The organism is Bacteroides sp. (assembly GCF_019417265.1).
Taxonomy (GTDB): domain Bacteria; phylum Bacteroidota; class Bacteroidia; order Bacteroidales; family Bacteroidaceae; genus Phocaeicola.
In genome coordinates this window covers 1-15,524 of sequence record NZ_DXVR01000071.1, presented here as the reverse complement: position 1 = coordinate 15,524, position 15,524 = coordinate 1, and the positions used below count along the sequence as shown (strand labels likewise).

Annotated in this window: 14 protein-coding genes, 1 tRNA gene and 1 pseudogene; 8 read left to right on the top strand and 8 right to left on the bottom strand. The window is 44.2% G+C overall.

What is annotated here, in order from left to right:
* Together QZ379_RS09150 and QZ379_RS09145 are read right to left on the bottom strand one after the other, a co-directional pair.
* Window positions 1-541 (bottom strand): annotated as a pseudogene (locus QZ379_RS09150) (hypothetical protein); the annotation flags it as partial.
* A 30-nt stretch (window positions 542-571) separates the two neighbouring features.
* Entirely contained in the window at window positions 572-2,239 is a 1,668-nt protein-coding gene (locus QZ379_RS09145; RefSeq protein WP_291563503.1) for a hypothetical protein, read from the bottom strand.
* 202 nt (window positions 2,240-2,441) lie between these two features.
* On the opposite strand from QZ379_RS09145, the gene rpoN reads away from it, so the two are divergent.
* Genes rpoN through QZ379_RS09120 form a run of 5 tightly spaced genes read left to right on the top strand, consistent with a single transcriptional unit; the run spans window position 2,442 to window position 7,417 of the window.
* Window positions 2,442-3,920, top strand: coding sequence for an RNA polymerase factor sigma-54 (rpoN, locus tag QZ379_RS09140; protein WP_291563500.1), 1,479 nt, complete (start codon window positions 2,442-2,444; stop codon window positions 3,918-3,920).
* A 3-nt stretch (window positions 3,921-3,923) separates the two neighbouring features.
* Window positions 3,924-4,604, top strand: coding sequence for a phosphatase PAP2 family protein (locus tag QZ379_RS09135; RefSeq protein ID WP_291563497.1), 681 nt, complete (start codon window positions 3,924-3,926; stop codon window positions 4,602-4,604).
* Between the two features lie 32 nt (window positions 4,605-4,636).
* The gene (gene gcvH, locus QZ379_RS09130) at window positions 4,637-5,017 is read left to right on the top strand and encodes a glycine cleavage system protein GcvH (RefSeq protein WP_291563495.1); all 381 of its coding nucleotides are present in this window, start codon (window positions 4,637-4,639) and stop codon (window positions 5,015-5,017) included.
* A gap of 45 nt (window positions 5,018-5,062) precedes the next feature.
* A complete protein-coding gene (purE, locus tag QZ379_RS09125; protein ID WP_154043105.1) occupies window positions 5,063-5,572 on the top strand; it encodes a 5-(carboxyamino)imidazole ribonucleotide mutase in 510 nt (169 codons plus the stop codon).
* Window positions 5,573-7,417: a 4-hydroxy-3-methylbut-2-en-1-yl diphosphate synthase gene (locus QZ379_RS09120; protein WP_291563491.1), complete on the top strand. Its 1,845-nt coding sequence runs from the start codon at window positions 5,573-5,575 to the stop codon at window positions 7,415-7,417. It begins immediately after the preceding gene.
* 224 nt (window positions 7,418-7,641) lie between these two features.
* On the opposite strand, the gene QZ379_RS09115 is transcribed toward QZ379_RS09120, so the two are convergent.
* Window positions 7,642-9,339, bottom strand: a complete 1,698-nt coding sequence (locus tag QZ379_RS09115) for a S41 family peptidase (protein ID WP_291563488.1) — start codon at window positions 9,337-9,339, stop codon at window positions 7,642-7,644.
* A 265-nt stretch (window positions 9,340-9,604) separates the two neighbouring features.
* Here QZ379_RS09115 and QZ379_RS09110 point away from each other — a divergent pair.
* Window positions 9,605-9,678, top strand: a tRNA-Asn gene (locus tag QZ379_RS09110).
* A gap of 40 nt (window positions 9,679-9,718) precedes the next feature.
* On the opposite strand, the gene QZ379_RS09105 is transcribed toward QZ379_RS09110, so the two are convergent.
* Window positions 9,719-10,981, bottom strand: a complete 1,263-nt coding sequence (locus tag QZ379_RS09105; RefSeq protein ID WP_291563486.1) for a hypothetical protein — start codon at window positions 10,979-10,981, stop codon at window positions 9,719-9,721.
* Between the two features lie 82 nt (window positions 10,982-11,063).
* Window positions 11,064-11,900, bottom strand: coding sequence for a metallophosphoesterase (locus QZ379_RS09100; protein WP_291563481.1), 837 nt, complete (start codon window positions 11,898-11,900; stop codon window positions 11,064-11,066).
* Between the two features lie 76 nt (window positions 11,901-11,976).
* Between QZ379_RS09100 and menA the strand changes: the two genes are divergently transcribed.
* A complete protein-coding gene (gene menA / locus QZ379_RS09095; RefSeq protein WP_291563506.1) occupies window positions 11,977-12,867 on the top strand; it encodes a 1,4-dihydroxy-2-naphthoate octaprenyltransferase in 891 nt (296 codons plus the stop codon).
* A 216-nt stretch (window positions 12,868-13,083) separates the two neighbouring features.
* Here the strand turns inward: menA and ispF are convergent, their stop codons facing one another.
* From ispF to QZ379_RS09080, 3 genes are read right to left on the bottom strand one after another with little or no spacing between them, the layout of a single operon-like run.
* Window positions 13,084-13,563 carry a 2-C-methyl-D-erythritol 2,4-cyclodiphosphate synthase gene (gene ispF / locus QZ379_RS09090; RefSeq protein ID WP_291563478.1) on the bottom strand — a complete coding sequence of 160 codons (480 nt, stop codon included), beginning with the start codon at window positions 13,561-13,563 and terminating at the stop codon, window positions 13,084-13,086.
* Window positions 13,560-14,177 (bottom strand): fumarylacetoacetate hydrolase family protein, encoded by a 618-nt coding sequence (locus tag QZ379_RS09085; protein ID WP_291563475.1) that lies wholly within the window; start codon window positions 14,175-14,177, stop codon window positions 13,560-13,562. The genes ispF and QZ379_RS09085 overlap by 4 nt, the downstream gene beginning before the upstream one ends.
* A 15-nt stretch (window positions 14,178-14,192) precedes the next feature.
* On the bottom strand, window positions 14,193-14,840 hold the full coding sequence (locus tag QZ379_RS09080) for a redox-sensing transcriptional repressor Rex (RefSeq protein ID WP_291563472.1): 648 nt from the start codon (window positions 14,838-14,840) through the stop codon (window positions 14,193-14,195).
* 111 nt (window positions 14,841-14,951) lie between these two features.
* On the opposite strand from QZ379_RS09080, the gene QZ379_RS09075 reads away from it, so the two are divergent.
* Window positions 14,952-15,293, top strand: coding sequence for a translation initiation factor (locus tag QZ379_RS09075; protein ID WP_291563469.1), 342 nt, complete (start codon window positions 14,952-14,954; stop codon window positions 15,291-15,293).
* The last annotated feature ends 231 nt before the right edge of the window (window positions 15,294-15,524 follow it).

Below are 15,524 nucleotides of genomic sequence, written 5' to 3'. Positions count from 1 at the left end.
CATAATCTTTCTGAATTGAGCTGTTAATATTCCGCTTTTTTCTTTTATTCTTAGTTTTCCGTATGTATCTGTTCTTGCCATTGTGGATATTGATAAATGCGGTAGCGTCCGCTATGCTTGTTTTTACAGGGCTGTGTTTGGCTTTCATCCTGCATATATAGCTATCGCCTTTCTTGACGAAGTAAAGCCATTCGGAAAAAGATTCGAGCACCTGATTCATTATCCTTTCCCGGATATTGAAACTTGCAGTATCTTTCATCAGCCCGAAATAGCTGTTCACACTTTGCATCAAGTGTCCGGCTGTTTTCCGGTTGGGACTATACGAGGCAATCCGTATCTTCTCCGTTATAGCACCGACGGTACGGTTCGATATGTAAATCCTATTACATTTCACTACCTTTCCGCAAAACCTGACTCCGTGACGGTACGGCTGTATATAGAACTTATCACGGTGTAGGGTGAGCTTCAAACCTCCAAGGAAATCGAAAAGCATTTCCCTTACTTCAAGTATCTCCTGTGCGGTTCGTGCGACAAAGCACATATCATCAACAAATCTCGTATATCCGACATGCTACACATCTTTCATACGTTCATCCACAAGAGCCATCACAAGGTTGGCTATAAGCTGTGAATAGAAATTACCTATGGGAAGACCCTTTCCTTCGCCTGTTCCGAAAAGACTTTTACGAGAAGAAACATGTTCCCACATTTCCACCGGCGAACGTCTTTCGCAATCTTCCGTAGGGTTATGCGCTATAAGAATCTTCTGCAGTTCCAGCTTTTCCGTATCCACAACGCCTGTGCGATGTGCGTAATACTCAAACACCCGATATGCCACGTCCTTGTCTATCGACATGAAGAAGCTGCTCACGTCCATGGTGGCGACATAGCAAGTACGGGTGTAGCCTTCAGATATGGCTTTGATGTTGTCATATATCTGCCGCACGGCTGTAGATGCAGAATGCCATATACGGTTGCCGTGGCTCACGTCGCCATTCTCCTGATGCACCGCCTCCGCTACCCGGTTAATCATTGGCGCAATATAATGATGAACTATCCTGTCTGTATAGTTCGCTGCAAATACTTCTCTATATACAGGGTAATCTAATACGAAACATATGCTTGTGGTTGGTTTATATCCGGTTTGGATTCTTTCTATAAGTTTGTATATTTCTGATAAATGATAATGATACATGGCAGCCTCGAAAGATGAATGCTTGTTTTTATAGCATTCTCTTTCGGCTTCGAGCCACTGTTCTATTATATCGAACTCCGAGACAGGCCACACACTCAACCTGACGTTAGTGCCGCTGCCGTTGCAGGTGCCATTGCCCAGACAGACGCACCAAGCGTAGTAGCCATTGCTCCGAACACACGACCAGGCGCCGCCGGAGTTATACGCAGGCACGTCGTCCGTCCATCCCTCATAGGTACGCAGGTAGTTCATAAGGCCGTTGATAATGTTCTTGTTTGTCCACAGCGGAAAGACCTCCTTATCGCCCGGAAGCCTTACGCCATCCGCAACCGCCTTGCAGTAATACACAGCCGGAGAATCCATGACGTTATAGTCATAGCTTGTTTGTGTTCCGTTCGGACGGGATATGTACGGGGTAATGATATACCAGAATCCGCCTACGGCTACAGCCTCCGCGCCTTTCGCGCCTTGAACAAGGATAGGTTTATCAGCCGAATTAACACCTGTGTCATTCATATTAATACCGTTTTCCACCTGCTTGCTGTAGATATACTCAGCTATTACGTCTGTCAGATAATACGAGCTTACCGCATGACGATTGTTGGTATTATACTTCGCCTTAAGGGACGTATTGACACCATCTACATAAAAATACATATCCTCACCCACAGCTGGTTGTTTGCCTGATGCGTTAAGTATCTCTACAAATGTTATAGTTCTGTCCGGTTCGGCCGTTTTCACTCCGCTGCATATCGCAAAGCGGTGACGCATCCATTCATTCTGAGCTATCATTGCGTCGCAACGTTCGTCGTAATTGAAAGCTACCATAAAGTTTGTGTTTCCACAATCCTTAGCCATCTGCCAGCTCTGTCCGGTGTTTCCGCAATACAGCGTAAGACTGTCGCCATCGTCGGTTATCTCCCAGTCGGCCGCACGATGACTGCCGGCTGTGTTAGTTCCGAGGTTAGCATCCTGCGAACAAGTGTAATCCGCACCGCTCCCTACGCTCGTGCGCTGGTCGTATTCATATAACGAATGCTGCATAGCATTGTCGGCACTATAAAATTTAACATAAACATCCATTAATGAAACTATTCAAGACATAAAGTATTTTCCAAAAGCCAAACTTATAAACCACAATAAACCGATAAAAACAGAACATGCAAAAAACAAACCATACTTCAAAGATTGACCATCACAATAAATTTACTACATTTGCCAATAAATAAATTTTAGAGTTTATAAAATGGCACAAAACTCACGTCAAATACAGTCGCAGGCTCAGCAACAGGTGCAGACACTTTCACCGCAGCAGGTATTGCTGGTGAAACTTTTGGAACTGCCAACAGTGGAGTTGGAAGAAAGAGTACATGCCGAAATTCTTGACAATCCGGCATTGGAAGAAGGTAGAGACCCTTCGGAGATAGCAGAAGACCAGGCTAACGAATATCCGACAGACCCGGACGCTGACCCTGACACCAATTATAATGAAGATGTTTCATTAGGTGATTACCGCACTGAGGACGATATTCCCGATTACAAATTGCAGGAGAACAACCGTTCAAGAGGTGAAACTCCGGAAGAGATTCCTCTTTCGGACAATGTTTCATTCTACGAGACACTGAAGGAGCAGCTGGACATGCAGGAACTGACAGAAGAACAGAAAATGCTTGGGGAATATATAATAGGTTCATTAGACGACGACGGACTTCTGAGAAAAACCACTGAATCAATAATGGATGAGCTTGCCATATATCAGGGAATTTATACCACTGAAGAGGAACTGGAACATATCATCTCAGTGATACAGGACTTCGATCCTGCAGGTATAGGCGCAAGAAGTCTTCAGGAGTGTCTTCTGCTTCAGATAAAGAGGAAAGAAGACTCGCCATTGAAGAAAATAGAATATGACATCATTGACCAGTTCTGTGACGAGTTCACCAAGAAGAATAAGGAGAAGATAATACAGAAACTGAATATCACAGAAGATGAGTATAACGCCGCAGTGGCTGAACTTGTCAAGCTGAACCCGCGCCCTGGAAGTTCAATGGGAGAAGCCATGGGAAAAAATCTGCACCATATAATACCTGATTTCATTGTTGAAACAGAGGATGACGGAAACATAATCTTGAGCCTCAACAACAGAAATGTTCCGGAGCTAAGACTGAGCCGTACTTTCACCGATATGCTGGAAGAACAGACCAAGAACAAGGCCAACCAGAGTAAGGAGGCGAAAGACGCATTCATGTTCCTGAAACAGAAAGTCGACGCTGCCCAGGGATTTATCAACGCTGTGAAACAAAGACAGAACACACTGCTCAGTACAATGCAGGCCATAATAGACCTTCAGCGTCCGTTCTTTACAGATGGAGATGAAACTCTGCTGAAACCGATGATACTTAAAGATGTGGCCGAAAGAGCAAAGCTTGACATATCAACTGTTTCCAGAGTGAGCAACAGCAAGTATGTGCAAACCAACTTCGGCATTTTCCCTCTGAAATTTTTCTTCAGCGACGGATATACCACCGAAAGCGGTGAGGAGCTATCTGTAAGAGAAATCAAACGCATTCTGAAAGAACTGGTAGACAACGAAAGCAAGGAGAAACCTCTCACAGACGACGAACTGGCTGACGCATTGAAAGAGAAGGGATATCCTATAGCAAGACGTACTGTAGCCAAATACCGCACACAACTGAACATACCTGTAGCAAGATTAAGAAGGTAAATCATGGAAGAAAACAATATTCCCAACGAACTGACATATCACAAGCCCATACCTCTCACAGAGGAAGAAAGGAAAGACCCGCTATATATAACATCATATATAGTATCGGCCATATTCACCCCTTTCATGATTCCGTTCGTGGCATTCCTTATGATATTCATATTTACTTATCTAAGTATAATGCCATTGTCGTACAAGTTTTCAATACTTGCTCTTGTGTATTGTTTCACAATACTGTTTCCGATGTTGGGCATATACATTTTCCAGAAGATTAACGGTTGGGGAATAAAGGAACTCGGACATAGAGAGAAGAGATTCATTCCGTACGGACTTACCATACTGAGTTATGTAGGCGGACTTATCACGATGTATCGCATCCACACCCCAAGGTATATGAGCGGCATCATATTGGCCGTACTTATATGTATGGTGCTGTGTACGATTGTCAATCTCAAGCTGAAGGTAAGTACCCACGCCGCAAGCAGCGGACTGATGGTAGGCGGACTGCTGTCATACAGTTTCCTGTTTCAGTTCAATCCCGTATGGTGGCTGGCCGGCTTCATTCTGCTGGCAGGAATGCTCTGTACTGCCCGCATTATTGTACGCCAACATACATTAACAGAGGTTTTCGGAGGATTTGTCCTCGGATTATTTTGTGGTGTCACAGGAATTTTGTTTATTTGAAAAGATATACTAACCTTATAAATTTTAAAACCATGAATTTTCCAACTAACGTAAAGTACACTAACGAACACGAATGGGTTCGTATTGAAGGAGATGAAGCCTATGTAGGTATAACAGACTATGCACAATCACAGCTTGGTGACATAATTTTCGTAGATATCCCTACTGAAGGAGAAACATTGGAAAAAGGAGAAACTTTCGGAAGTATAGAAGTGGTAAAGACTGTTTCAGACCTGTTCTTGCCTATAGGAGGAGAAATACTGGAAGTCAATCCTGCACTTGAAGAAAATCCTGAATTGGTGAACAAAGACCCTTATGGCGAAGGATGGATTGTGAAAATCAAACCTACAGATGCTTCTGAAGCCGATGACCTACTTGATGCCGAAGCATATAAACAGTTGATAAACGAATAATAGAACTCAAAAACAAACAAATATATAATAAGAAGATAAAAAAGAATGAAACCAATTGTAAGTATCATCATGGGTAGCACTTCTGACCTTCCTGTTATGGAGAAGGCTGCCAAACTGCTTGACGAAATGCAGGTTCCTTTCGAGATTAACGCACTTTCAGCACACCGCACACCGGCAGAAGTTGAAGCATTTGCAAAAGGTGCTGCAGACAGAGGACTGAAAGTTATAATCGCTGCTGCCGGTATGGCTGCCGCACTTCCCGGAGTTATTGCTGCCAACACTACACTTCCTGTAATCGGAGTACCTATCAAGGGTTCTGTACTCGACGGTGTGGATGCTCTTTACTCTATCATACAGATGCCTCCCGGAATACCTGTAGCAACAGTTGCCATCAACGGAGCAATGAACGCTGCAATCCTGGCAGTTCAGATGATAGCACTCTCTGACGAGGAATTGGCAAAGAAGTTTGCAGCTTACAAGGAAGGCCTGAAAAACAAGATTGTAAAGGCTAACGAAGAACTCAAAGAAGTTAAATACGCATACAAGACTAATTAAATGGATTACTTCAACTATTCACGCCGAAAGGCAAACGAAGTATATGTTGGCGCCACTCCTATGGGTGGCGCTAATCCTATACGCATACAGAGTATGACAAACACCGTGACGATGGACACCGAGGCTTGCGTGGAGCAGGCCAAACGTATCATCGATGCAGGTGGAGAATATGTACGCCTCACCACTCAAGGGGTGCGCGAGGCCGAGAACATGAAGAATATCAACATCGGACTGCGCTCGCAGGGTTACAACACTCCTCTCGTGGCCGATGTTCACTTCAATCCTAACGTAGCCGATGCAGCCGCACTATATGCCGAAAAGGTACGAATCAATCCGGGCAACTATGTAGACCCTGCTCGTACTTTCAAAAGTCTGGAATATACCGATGAGGAATATACACAGGAGATACAGAAGATACGCGAGCGTTTCGTTAAGTTCCTGAATATCTGCAAGGAGAACCATACTGCAATCCGTATCGGAGTGAACCACGGCTCATTGTCGGACCGTATCATGTCACGCTATGGCGATACTCCGGAAGGTATGGTGGAATCGTGCATGGAGTTCTTGCGTATCTGTGTGGAAGAGAACTTCAGCAATGTAGTAATATCCATCAAGGCTTCGAACACAGTAGTAATGGTAAAGACTGTAAGACTGCTTGCCGAACAGATGGAAAAGGAAGGAATGGCATTCCCTCTGCACCTTGGGGTGACTGAAGCCGGCGACGGTGAAGACGGACGCATCAAATCGGCTCTCGGTATAGGCGCACTCCTTGCCGACGGTCTTGGAGATACGATACGTGTTTCACTCAGCGAAGCTCCGGAAGCAGAAATTCCAGTGGCTCGCAAACTGGTGGACTATATAATCAAGCGTGAGAATCATCCTTACATTCCGGGAGCGGAAGCTGATGATTTCTGCTATACAAACCCTTCAAGACGCAAGACACAGGCTGTTGGCAATATCGGAGGTGACAACCTTCCGGTAGTGGTTTCAGTACGTCTGAACGGCAACATGGATGTAAACGAGCAGTTCAAGCCGGATTATGTTTACTGCGGACAGAACTTTCCTGAGAACAGAAGAAAGGACATCGGATATATAGTAGACGCTAATGTGTGGAACGGAGAGGAAGGCACTTATCCGGCATTCAACACACAGCAGATTATCGGTCTGCACCGGATACAGTCGGATGTAAAATTTCTGTTTACCACATATATGGGCCTCAACGAAGAGGTAACAGCATGTCTGCGTCTGCATCCTGAAGTAGTAATTATCGCACAAAGCAATCATCCAAACCGACTTGGAGAATACCGTGGCCTTGTTCATCAGCTTACAAGACAAGGTCTGAGCAACCCTGTGATATTCTTCCAGATGTACGAGGAAAGTTCCGTAGAGGATTTGCAGATAAAATCGGCCGCCGATATGGGAGCATTGATTTTAGACGGACTGACTGACGGCATCCTGCTGTACAACAATTCTTCGGCCATTGCTGATACAAAGCTCGATGAAACAGCATTCGGCATATTACAGGCAGGCAGAGTCCGCACATCAAAGACTGAATATATATCGTGTCCGGGTTGCGGAAGAACTCTTTACGACCTCGAATCGACAATAGCACGTATCAAGGCCGCTACATCACACCTGAAAGGCCTGAAGATAGGTATTATGGGATGTATAGTAAACGGTCCTGGCGAAATGGCGGATGCCGACTATGGCTATGTGGGTGCCGGACGCGGCAAAATCAGTCTGTACAAGCGTAAGGAATGTATAGAAAAGAATATTCCGGAAGAACAGGCTGTAGAAAAACTTATAGAACTGATAAAGGCTAACGGAGATTTCCACGAGAAATAAAGCCTACAAGGACTGATATTTTAAAAGGACAGAAGGAAAGTTATGACAATTCCTTCTGTCCTTTTCATTTATGTTTCGTCATCAGATAAGAAACGCTCTGTTTCAGAAACCGTAACACGTTCGTGTAACGGGCGTAACACGTAGGTGTCACGCGCGGAACACGAACGTGTTCCACCCGCGTCACGTTCGTGTTCCGCTTTCTGCGTCGAAGAATTTCTGTAAAGTTACTTCGATTTCGTTTCTTCTGCGACAGAGAGTATCTTCGAATACTCTGCTTTGTCCTGAAGAACCTTTACAGCGTTTTCCAGGTCGGCATCGTCTTTCAGACGCTCCATTGCCGCTCCGCGCTGATAGAAATATCTTGTAATGATTTCCTGCGACAGATATTCGCTTATCTGTTTCTTGAATGTCTCAAGGTCGCGGTCAAGGTTATGGTTCAATTTCTTCTCCAAAGCGGCAAACTCTTCTTTTGCTCCATCCATATAACCCTCAAACTCAGCCATTTCCTTCAATGATTTCAGCATCTTCTCGCTCTGGCGGTCGTAAGTGAAATCACGCGATTTCACCAATGTCTTGAATGCTTCGTAATCATCATCCGTCAGTTTGAAATCTGCCACTGATACAGGCGCCTGATGCGTCCAGCAATACTGTGTGGCATAATCGAATATCATATCTTCATTCATCAGATAGAAGATGATGTTCGGGAATTTCGGAGCTTTCACCTCGATGTCCGGACGTATTCCTCCTCCGTCGCGCACCTCACGGCCTATTGCTGTATGGAATACGTTTGTAAGACTGTCCGGTGTACGTGCCACGGAACCGTCGGCATTCTTCTTCGAATAGTCTATGGCCTGAATACATCTTCCGCTTGGGATATAGTATTTTGAAGTAGTCACCTTCAGAGTTCCGTTGTATGGCAGCGGACGTGTGGTCTGTACGAGTCCTTTTCCGTATGTACGGCTTCCCACTATCACAGCACGGTCGAGGTCCTGAAGCGAACCGCTCAGAATCTCGGAAGCAGAAGCAGAAGCTCCGTTCACCAGTACCACGAGAGGAATTTCCGTATCTACCGGTTCGAAACGTGTCTTGAATGAATTCTCAGCCTGTTTGATTTTACCTTTAGTATAAACCACTTCCTGACCTTTAGGAACAAACAGTCCTACTATATCGACAGCCTCTGACAGAGAACCTCCGCCATTGTCGCGCAAGTCGATGATAAGAGATTTGGCACCTTTCTGTTTCAGTTCGATAAACGATTTCTTGAAATCCTTCGAACAGTTGTCGGTAAATCCCTGTAGAGCGATATATCCTATACTGTCGCGCACCATTCCGTAGTACGGAACAGGATTGGTACGGATGCTCTTTCTCGTGATTTTAAATTCCATTTCAGTACTGTCATTCTGCATCGGACGAAGAACTTTCAGCACGAACGATGTACCCGGCTCACCACGCAAGGCATCGCTCACCTTGCTTGAAAACTCCTGCGGTTTAAGGTCGCCGCGTAGCATTTCCTTTCCTCCCACCTCAAGAATGATATCTCCGGCCTTCACTCCGGCTTCGGCAGCAGGCATTCCTTCAGTAGGCTCTACCACTACTATACGGTCGTTGGCCTCATAATATCTGATTGCGGCACCTATACCACCATACTTACCTGTAATCATTTCCTTAAGACTGCTGACTTCCTCCTCGGGATAATATTCTGTATACGGGTCGGTTAGGGCCAACATTCCGTTCACACCGTTCTGTATCATCTTTTCCACATCAATGGTATCGACATAGAACATATCAAGTTCCTTAAATATAGAGTTGAACAAATCAAGATTCTTGGCAATCTTGAAATTACGGTCGTCACCCTTAAAACTTAACAGCCCCAATCCCACGAGTACTGCAAACGCTGCAATGAGAGTTCTTTTAGTGTTCATATCTTTAAAAAGTTTACATTCGTAATATTAAATAATGTGTCCCCAAATATGGATTGCAAAGAAAAGCATTATTCTGTTTCAAACAACAGAAATGCTCTATTATTTAACTTAATTTCGTCAAGGAAAGGAAGATACACATTGCCTGGATACTACAAAAAGCAAGCTAAAATGTGAAGATGAAAATATTTTTATTATTTTTTCGCTTAAAGTATTGCACAATTCAAAACAAGGCAGTATCTTTGCACCGCAATCGAGAAAACAACCTTCTTCAGTAGCTCAGTCGGTTAGAGCATCTGACTGTTAATCAGAGGGTCGTTGGTTCAAGTCCAACCTGAAGAGCAAAAAGGTTCACTTTTCAGTGAACCTTTTCTGTTTTATATCAGAATCGTTTTATCAGGAAGCTGAAATCTGTTCTCAGATAGATACCTGCCAGAAAGCTGATGGAGTTCGGAACAGACGAATATACGGTCACAGGATTCCCATCCTCGCCTGCAGATGTACATTCAGTATCGGCTGCAAAAGTATTGTACACATCGGCATGAACGCCAAGTGCAAACCCTTTCCCTATCTGATGAGAATATTCAAGACTTAAAAAGGCTGTTTTAGGGTTGTTATAGACAAGGGTTCTGTTTGACATTGAAACTGCTCCAAACAAAGGGTTGCCCATCAAAGATACAAAATCATGACACTGCCAATAACCGGCATGGAGGCGGAAGTTCCTCAAATCGGCTACAGCCTTGCCATAAAATCCATAACCATTGTCGAAGGGGAAAACACTGCCTTTCTGCTGGGCATAGTAGGCGGCATCCGCTTCGATATTCAGTTTTGTGAAGTTACGTAAAGGCATCTTTATATCCAAACCAAATCCGGCTGCCGCATTCAGCCAGGTTTTCACACTGCGTTCTGCAGCACTGGTATTTATCTCTCCTCCCTGATGCTTGAACAACAACTGCAACGGAACGTAAAAATGTACGCTATTGTCTTTGAGCGAAGGAGAATTTGCCTTTATGCGCGAAGACACCCCGAAAGTAAACTCCTCCTGCTGATTATCTCCCTGAAAGATAAAGCTTTCCCAGTTCACCCACATGTCAAGATTGAAATGGCGAGTATTCCAGAGAAACTGCACTCCGGCCTCAGGGTCGGACGTCATAACCATCTCCTTATTATATAGAGGCGCGATAAGACCATGATTGTTACGGCCATATATATTCCCCAACACCAACGATACTCCTGGAAGCGGAGCATAATGGACACGGAAGAAAGGAACGGCATGAAATGCACTTTGAGTATCTCCGGACTCATAGCCCGGAAGAGTGGCATAATATGTATTGGGATATTTATTCTCGCCCCAGTAGCGCAACATATAGGCACCGGCTTCTATTTTAAGAGTCTTTAGCGGCTGATACGAAACTGCAGGAAGAACCCACAAGCCGGGCAAAGTATAGCCTTTCACCAAGCTTCCCTTATATTCACTGTCGCGGAAAAAGTTAAGATTACGAAAACGGAACCTAAGTTCGCGCACTCCTTCCGACGAGAATGTGGTATCCTCGGTATATACAAGTTTTGATATATCCTGCGAATGCATCTCGCCAAGACAAAACGTAACAGCCAATAATATGGCAGATATAAACTTATTTTTCATTTTACAGCCCAAATATATTTTCACAATGCAAAAATAGTAAGTTAAAATTTCAGAGCCGTATTTTATCATAAAAAAAAACTGTTCACTTTTTCACTTTAAGAATCACGAGAACTACCTCGCTCGGAGTGAAAAGTCTTATATCCCTGCGCGAAGTCCCCAATCCGTTGCTGATAATAACAGGAATGCCTGACGAATTATACTTCTTGCCTGTCAGGAAGCGGTTTCCGTACTTTGAAAACTTGGCAGGAGTCCATCTGTTGAACAGACTTACCTGCCCACCGTGAGTATGACCGGCCAGTGCCAGATCCGTATTACTTATATCCGTATCTTCCACATAATCAGGAGTGTGAGTCAGCATTACGACAAAGTCCTCGGGTTTCAACGACAGCGTGGGCGATATGCCGTTACGCCCTAAGTCAAAAGGATTTCTGATACCGGTTATAAGAATGAAGTCCTCCCCTCTCCACAATGTATCAGTGGCATGTTCCAACAGTTTCACACCTGTTTCAGCCATAGCCTTACGCACCAGAGTGTCATTTTCGCCACGCTCATGATTTCCCATCACCGCATATGTTCCGTATGGAGTTTCAACAGTCTTCAAAGCATAGAACAGTTCGTCTACGTTTCCACCATTTCGCCCTCTGTAATCGCCGCCAAGCAGAAGCACATCTGCATCAAGCGAACTCAGGGCATCCGTCATAGAGTGAAGACGCTTATGAGAGAAACGGCTCTCATAATGAAAATCAGTGGCAAAAGCCATACGGAAGCCATCGAACGATGCCGGCAAATCTGACGACTCAATGTGATAGGTCTTTATTCGCCCTACTCCTTTGTATCGCGAAAAAGAGGCCGTGGCACAGGAAGAAAGTACAAATAGCGACAGCAGCAATAACAGGTTTACAAATCCGGGAAACTTCATGGTGTTTATTTTATCTGTTTTTACGCAAATGTAGCGTTTTATGTAGTAACTTTGCAGCAAGTTTCAGAAAAAAAAGATTATGACAGTAAAGACTAATTCCATAAAGGCCTGGGTTCTTGCAGCACGCCCCAAGACACTGACAGGAGCCGCCATTCCGGTTATGTTAGGATGCGCATTGGCATACACTTACGGCCATTTCAACGTAACAGCAGCCGTGCTGTGTTTCCTGTTTGCCTTCCTGATGCAGATAGATGCCAATTTCATAAATGACCTTTTCGACTTTCTGAAAGGTACGGACAGAGAGGATCGTTTAGGTCCGGAACGTGCCTGTGCACAAGGGTGGATTTCACCCAAAGCGATGAAAACCGGTATATGTGTGACTACAATATTGGCCGGAATAACAGGACTGTCGCTGTTGAATTTCGGAGGATGGGAACTGATACCCGTAGGGCTGGCATGCATGATATTCGCCTTTCTGTATACGGCAGGAGCTTATCCGTTGGCATACCATGGATGGGGAGATGTGCTTGTACTGGTTTTCTTTGGTTTTGTACCTGTGGGATGCACATATTATGTCATGTCGCACGGATGGAACACTTCGGTTACAGTTGCCTCGTTGGCATGCGGATTAATAATTGACACTCTGCTGATGATAAACAACTTCCGCGACAGAGAGCAGGATGCCATAAGCGGAAAGAAAACCATAGTGGTAAGACTTGGGGCAAAAGCGGGACTTATACTCTACTTCCTGCTCGGACTTGCGTCATGCTGGCTTTGCTTCTATTTCCTGACAATAGGAAAGATTTATGCGGTACTGCTGCCACAGTTCTATCTGGTAATGCATATAATGACTACCATAAAAATGGCAAAGATAAACAAGGGAAAAGCTCTGAACATGATTCTCGGCGAAACCTCAAGGAATATGCTGATATTCGGAATTATGCTGACTTTAGGACTGGTTCTGTAAATCCAACTCTTTCAGAACGACATTCGAAGGGCGTTCGAACAGCATTCAAAACACGTTCATTCCCCGTTCTGCAGGCGTTCACTGAACAGCTGCTGAACGGGGAATGAACGAATATTGAACGATAAATGAATAATCCTTGAAATGCAAACGGAGTAAAAAAGCAAATTTAGATACTGTTTAAACAGCATTTAAATACTGTTTAAACGCCCTATAAACTCATTGCTTTTCTATCAGGACAGTGGCATAAGCCGAAATTCCTTCTTCGCGTCCTGTGAATCCAAGTTTCTCAGTAGTAGTAGCCTTGATGGAAACGTCTTCCGCATCAATACCCATGACTTTGGCAAGCACCTCCTGCATCTCAGGAATTCTCGCTTTCAGCTTCGGACGCTCGGCACATACTGTAGCATCTATATTGCCTACTGTATAACCTTTCTCTGCTATAAGCTTTACTGTACGGGCAAGGAGAATCTTGCTGTCTATGTTTTTGAACTCACCTGCGTTGTCCGGGAAATGGAATCCTATATCGCGCATATTGGCTGCTCCCAAAAGAGCGTCACAAATGGCATGTATCAGCACATCGGCATCGGAGTGGCCGAGCAACCCCAATTCATGCTCTAATTTTATTCCGCCCAACCACAATTCCCTGTCCGGAACAAGGCGGTGTACGTCAAAACCAAATCCTACTCTTATCTTCATCGTATATAAAAATCTAATACTTTTTCGTTTTCAAGATATCCCTCCAGATGATTGTCTATACTCACTGGGCCTACCCCTACCGGTGTTCCTGTAAACAGCAGGTCGCCAATTTTCAGAGTACAGAACCGGCTGACGTATGCTATTATCCTGTCTACACCGAAGAGCATATCGCGTGTGTGGCCAGTCTGCACAGTCTTGCCATCTATGTCAAGATGGAAATGAATATCCTGTATATCCTTAAACTTTTCAATACTTACCCAGTCGCCTATGGCAGCAGAGTTGTCGAAGCCCTTACACAGTTCCCACGGTTTTCCTTCGGCACGGAACTTTCTCTGCAGGTCACGGGCCGTAAAGTCTATACCTACGGTGACAGCGTCGTAATATCTGTGGGCAAATCTCTCGGAGATATTCTTTCCGAGTCGGTTTATACGCACCACGAGTTCTGTTTCGTAATCTATCTGCTGCGAGAAATCAGGAATAAAAAACGGCTTGCTGTCCTTGAGAAGAGCCGAGTCCGGCTTCATGAAAATGACCGGTTCCTGTGGCAGGGACTCATCCGCATGGAGTTCTTTGCAGTGGAGGGAATAGTTCATCCCTATAGCGATAATCTTCATATATATAAATAATGATTATTTTAATTCATTCAAACGGTTGAACATGACAGCCAAATGGGCATACAGCGAGGTATTCTGCACAACTATATCTTCCGGCACACGAATTCTGAAAGGAGTAAAGTTCCATACAGCCTTAATGCCTCCGTCTACCATATAGTCCGTAATGCTCTGCGCTATACTGATGGGAACAGTAAGTATTCCGATGTTCACATCAGACTTTTTCATTATTTCCGGAAACTCGTCCGTATGATAGACCGGTATTCCGGCAATGGTAGTGCCTACCTTCTGCGGGTCGACATCGAATGCGCCAACGATTTCGAGTCCGAAATGCGACAAACCTGTGTCCTGAAGCAATGCCGCACCAAGACTACCAACTCCGAAAAGATATGCCTTATGCATATTAGTGAAGCCGAGAAAGTCTTCAAGCACATTTATCAGACAGTCGATGTCATAACCGACACGGGTACGCCCGGAAACAGCCACATAGGACAAATCTTTTGCCACCTGCGAGGCATCGATGTTTATCTGACGGGAGATCTGAGTGGACGACACATACTTTTCCCCCTGCTCCCTCATCAGTTTTGCACAGGACAGATACCAAGGCAAACGACGGAGTGTGGGTTCAGGTATTTTATCCGATATTTTATTAACTGGCGCTATCATGACATAAATAAAACTAAACTGTTTATTGCAAAATTACTCTATTTATTTGGAAACGCACACATAATAAAGAAAAAGTTTATATCTTTGATTGAAAATAAACATTTACAGGAAATGAAAAATAACGACTGGAAAGAAAGACTGAACATTGTGTATTCCACAAATCCAGACTTCAACTATCAGACTGAGGATGAAGAAGAAGAAATAGAAACTCCGGAGAAAAAGAATCAGAAACTGAGGGTTTCGATAGAGAAAAAAGGACGTGGAGGCAAAACCGTGACTCTGATAACAGGGTTCATAGGCAGCGAAGACGACCTTAAAGAACTCGGAAGGACTCTGAAGACAAAATGCGGAGTGGGCGGCTCGGCCAAAGACGGAGAAATCATCATACAGGGTGACTTCAAGCAACGTGTCATAGAGCTGCTGAAGGCCGAAGGATATACGCAAACCAAGTAAAAACAAAACGCTTCGACGTTTGGATTAAAACGCTTCGTCGTTTTAATTAAAATGACGAAGCGTTTTTCTGCCACTGAATACATAAAAAACGCTGTCCATCGCCGGGCAACGTTTTTTAGAATGAATGAAAAACAAGTGAATGTGATTTTTTTCTTAGAATAGAATTATTTTCTTTAGTATTCAGAGTAAAAAAAACGATTAAAGAGATACGGGTTATTTAATATATAAAAC

Excerpts from the sequence above, each read along its gene's own strand:
- QZ379_RS09145 (WP_291563503.1), bottom strand. The coding sequence starts at position 2,239 with ATGCAGCATTCGTTATATGAATACGACCAGCGCACGAGCGTAGGGAGC.
- rpoN (WP_291563500.1), top strand. The coding sequence starts at position 2,442 with ATGGCACAAAACTCACGTCAAATACAGTCGCAGGCTCAGCAACAGGTG.
- QZ379_RS09135 (WP_291563497.1), top strand. The coding sequence starts at position 3,924 with ATGGAAGAAAACAATATTCCCAACGAACTGACATATCACAAGCCCATA.
- gcvH (WP_291563495.1), top strand. The coding sequence starts at position 4,637 with ATGAATTTTCCAACTAACGTAAAGTACACTAACGAACACGAATGGGTT.
- purE (WP_154043105.1), top strand. The coding sequence starts at position 5,063 with ATGAAACCAATTGTAAGTATCATCATGGGTAGCACTTCTGACCTTCCT.
- QZ379_RS09120 (WP_291563491.1), top strand. The coding sequence starts at position 5,573 with ATGGATTACTTCAACTATTCACGCCGAAAGGCAAACGAAGTATATGTT.
- QZ379_RS09115 (WP_291563488.1), bottom strand. The coding sequence starts at position 9,339 with ATGAACACTAAAAGAACTCTCATTGCAGCGTTTGCAGTACTCGTGGGA.
- QZ379_RS09105 (WP_291563486.1), bottom strand. The coding sequence starts at position 10,981 with ATGAAAAATAAGTTTATATCTGCCATATTATTGGCTGTTACGTTTTGT.
- QZ379_RS09100 (WP_291563481.1), bottom strand. The coding sequence starts at position 11,900 with ATGAAGTTTCCCGGATTTGTAAACCTGTTATTGCTGCTGTCGCTATTT.
- ispF (WP_291563478.1), bottom strand. The coding sequence starts at position 13,563 with ATGAAGATAAGAGTAGGATTTGGTTTTGACGTACACCGCCTTGTTCCG.
- QZ379_RS09085 (WP_291563475.1), bottom strand. The coding sequence starts at position 14,177 with ATGAAGATTATCGCTATAGGGATGAACTATTCCCTCCACTGCAAAGAA.
- QZ379_RS09080 (WP_291563472.1), bottom strand. The coding sequence starts at position 14,840 with ATGATAGCGCCAGTTAATAAAATATCGGATAAAATACCTGAACCCACA.
- QZ379_RS09075 (WP_291563469.1), top strand. The coding sequence starts at position 14,952 with ATGAAAAATAACGACTGGAAAGAAAGACTGAACATTGTGTATTCCACA.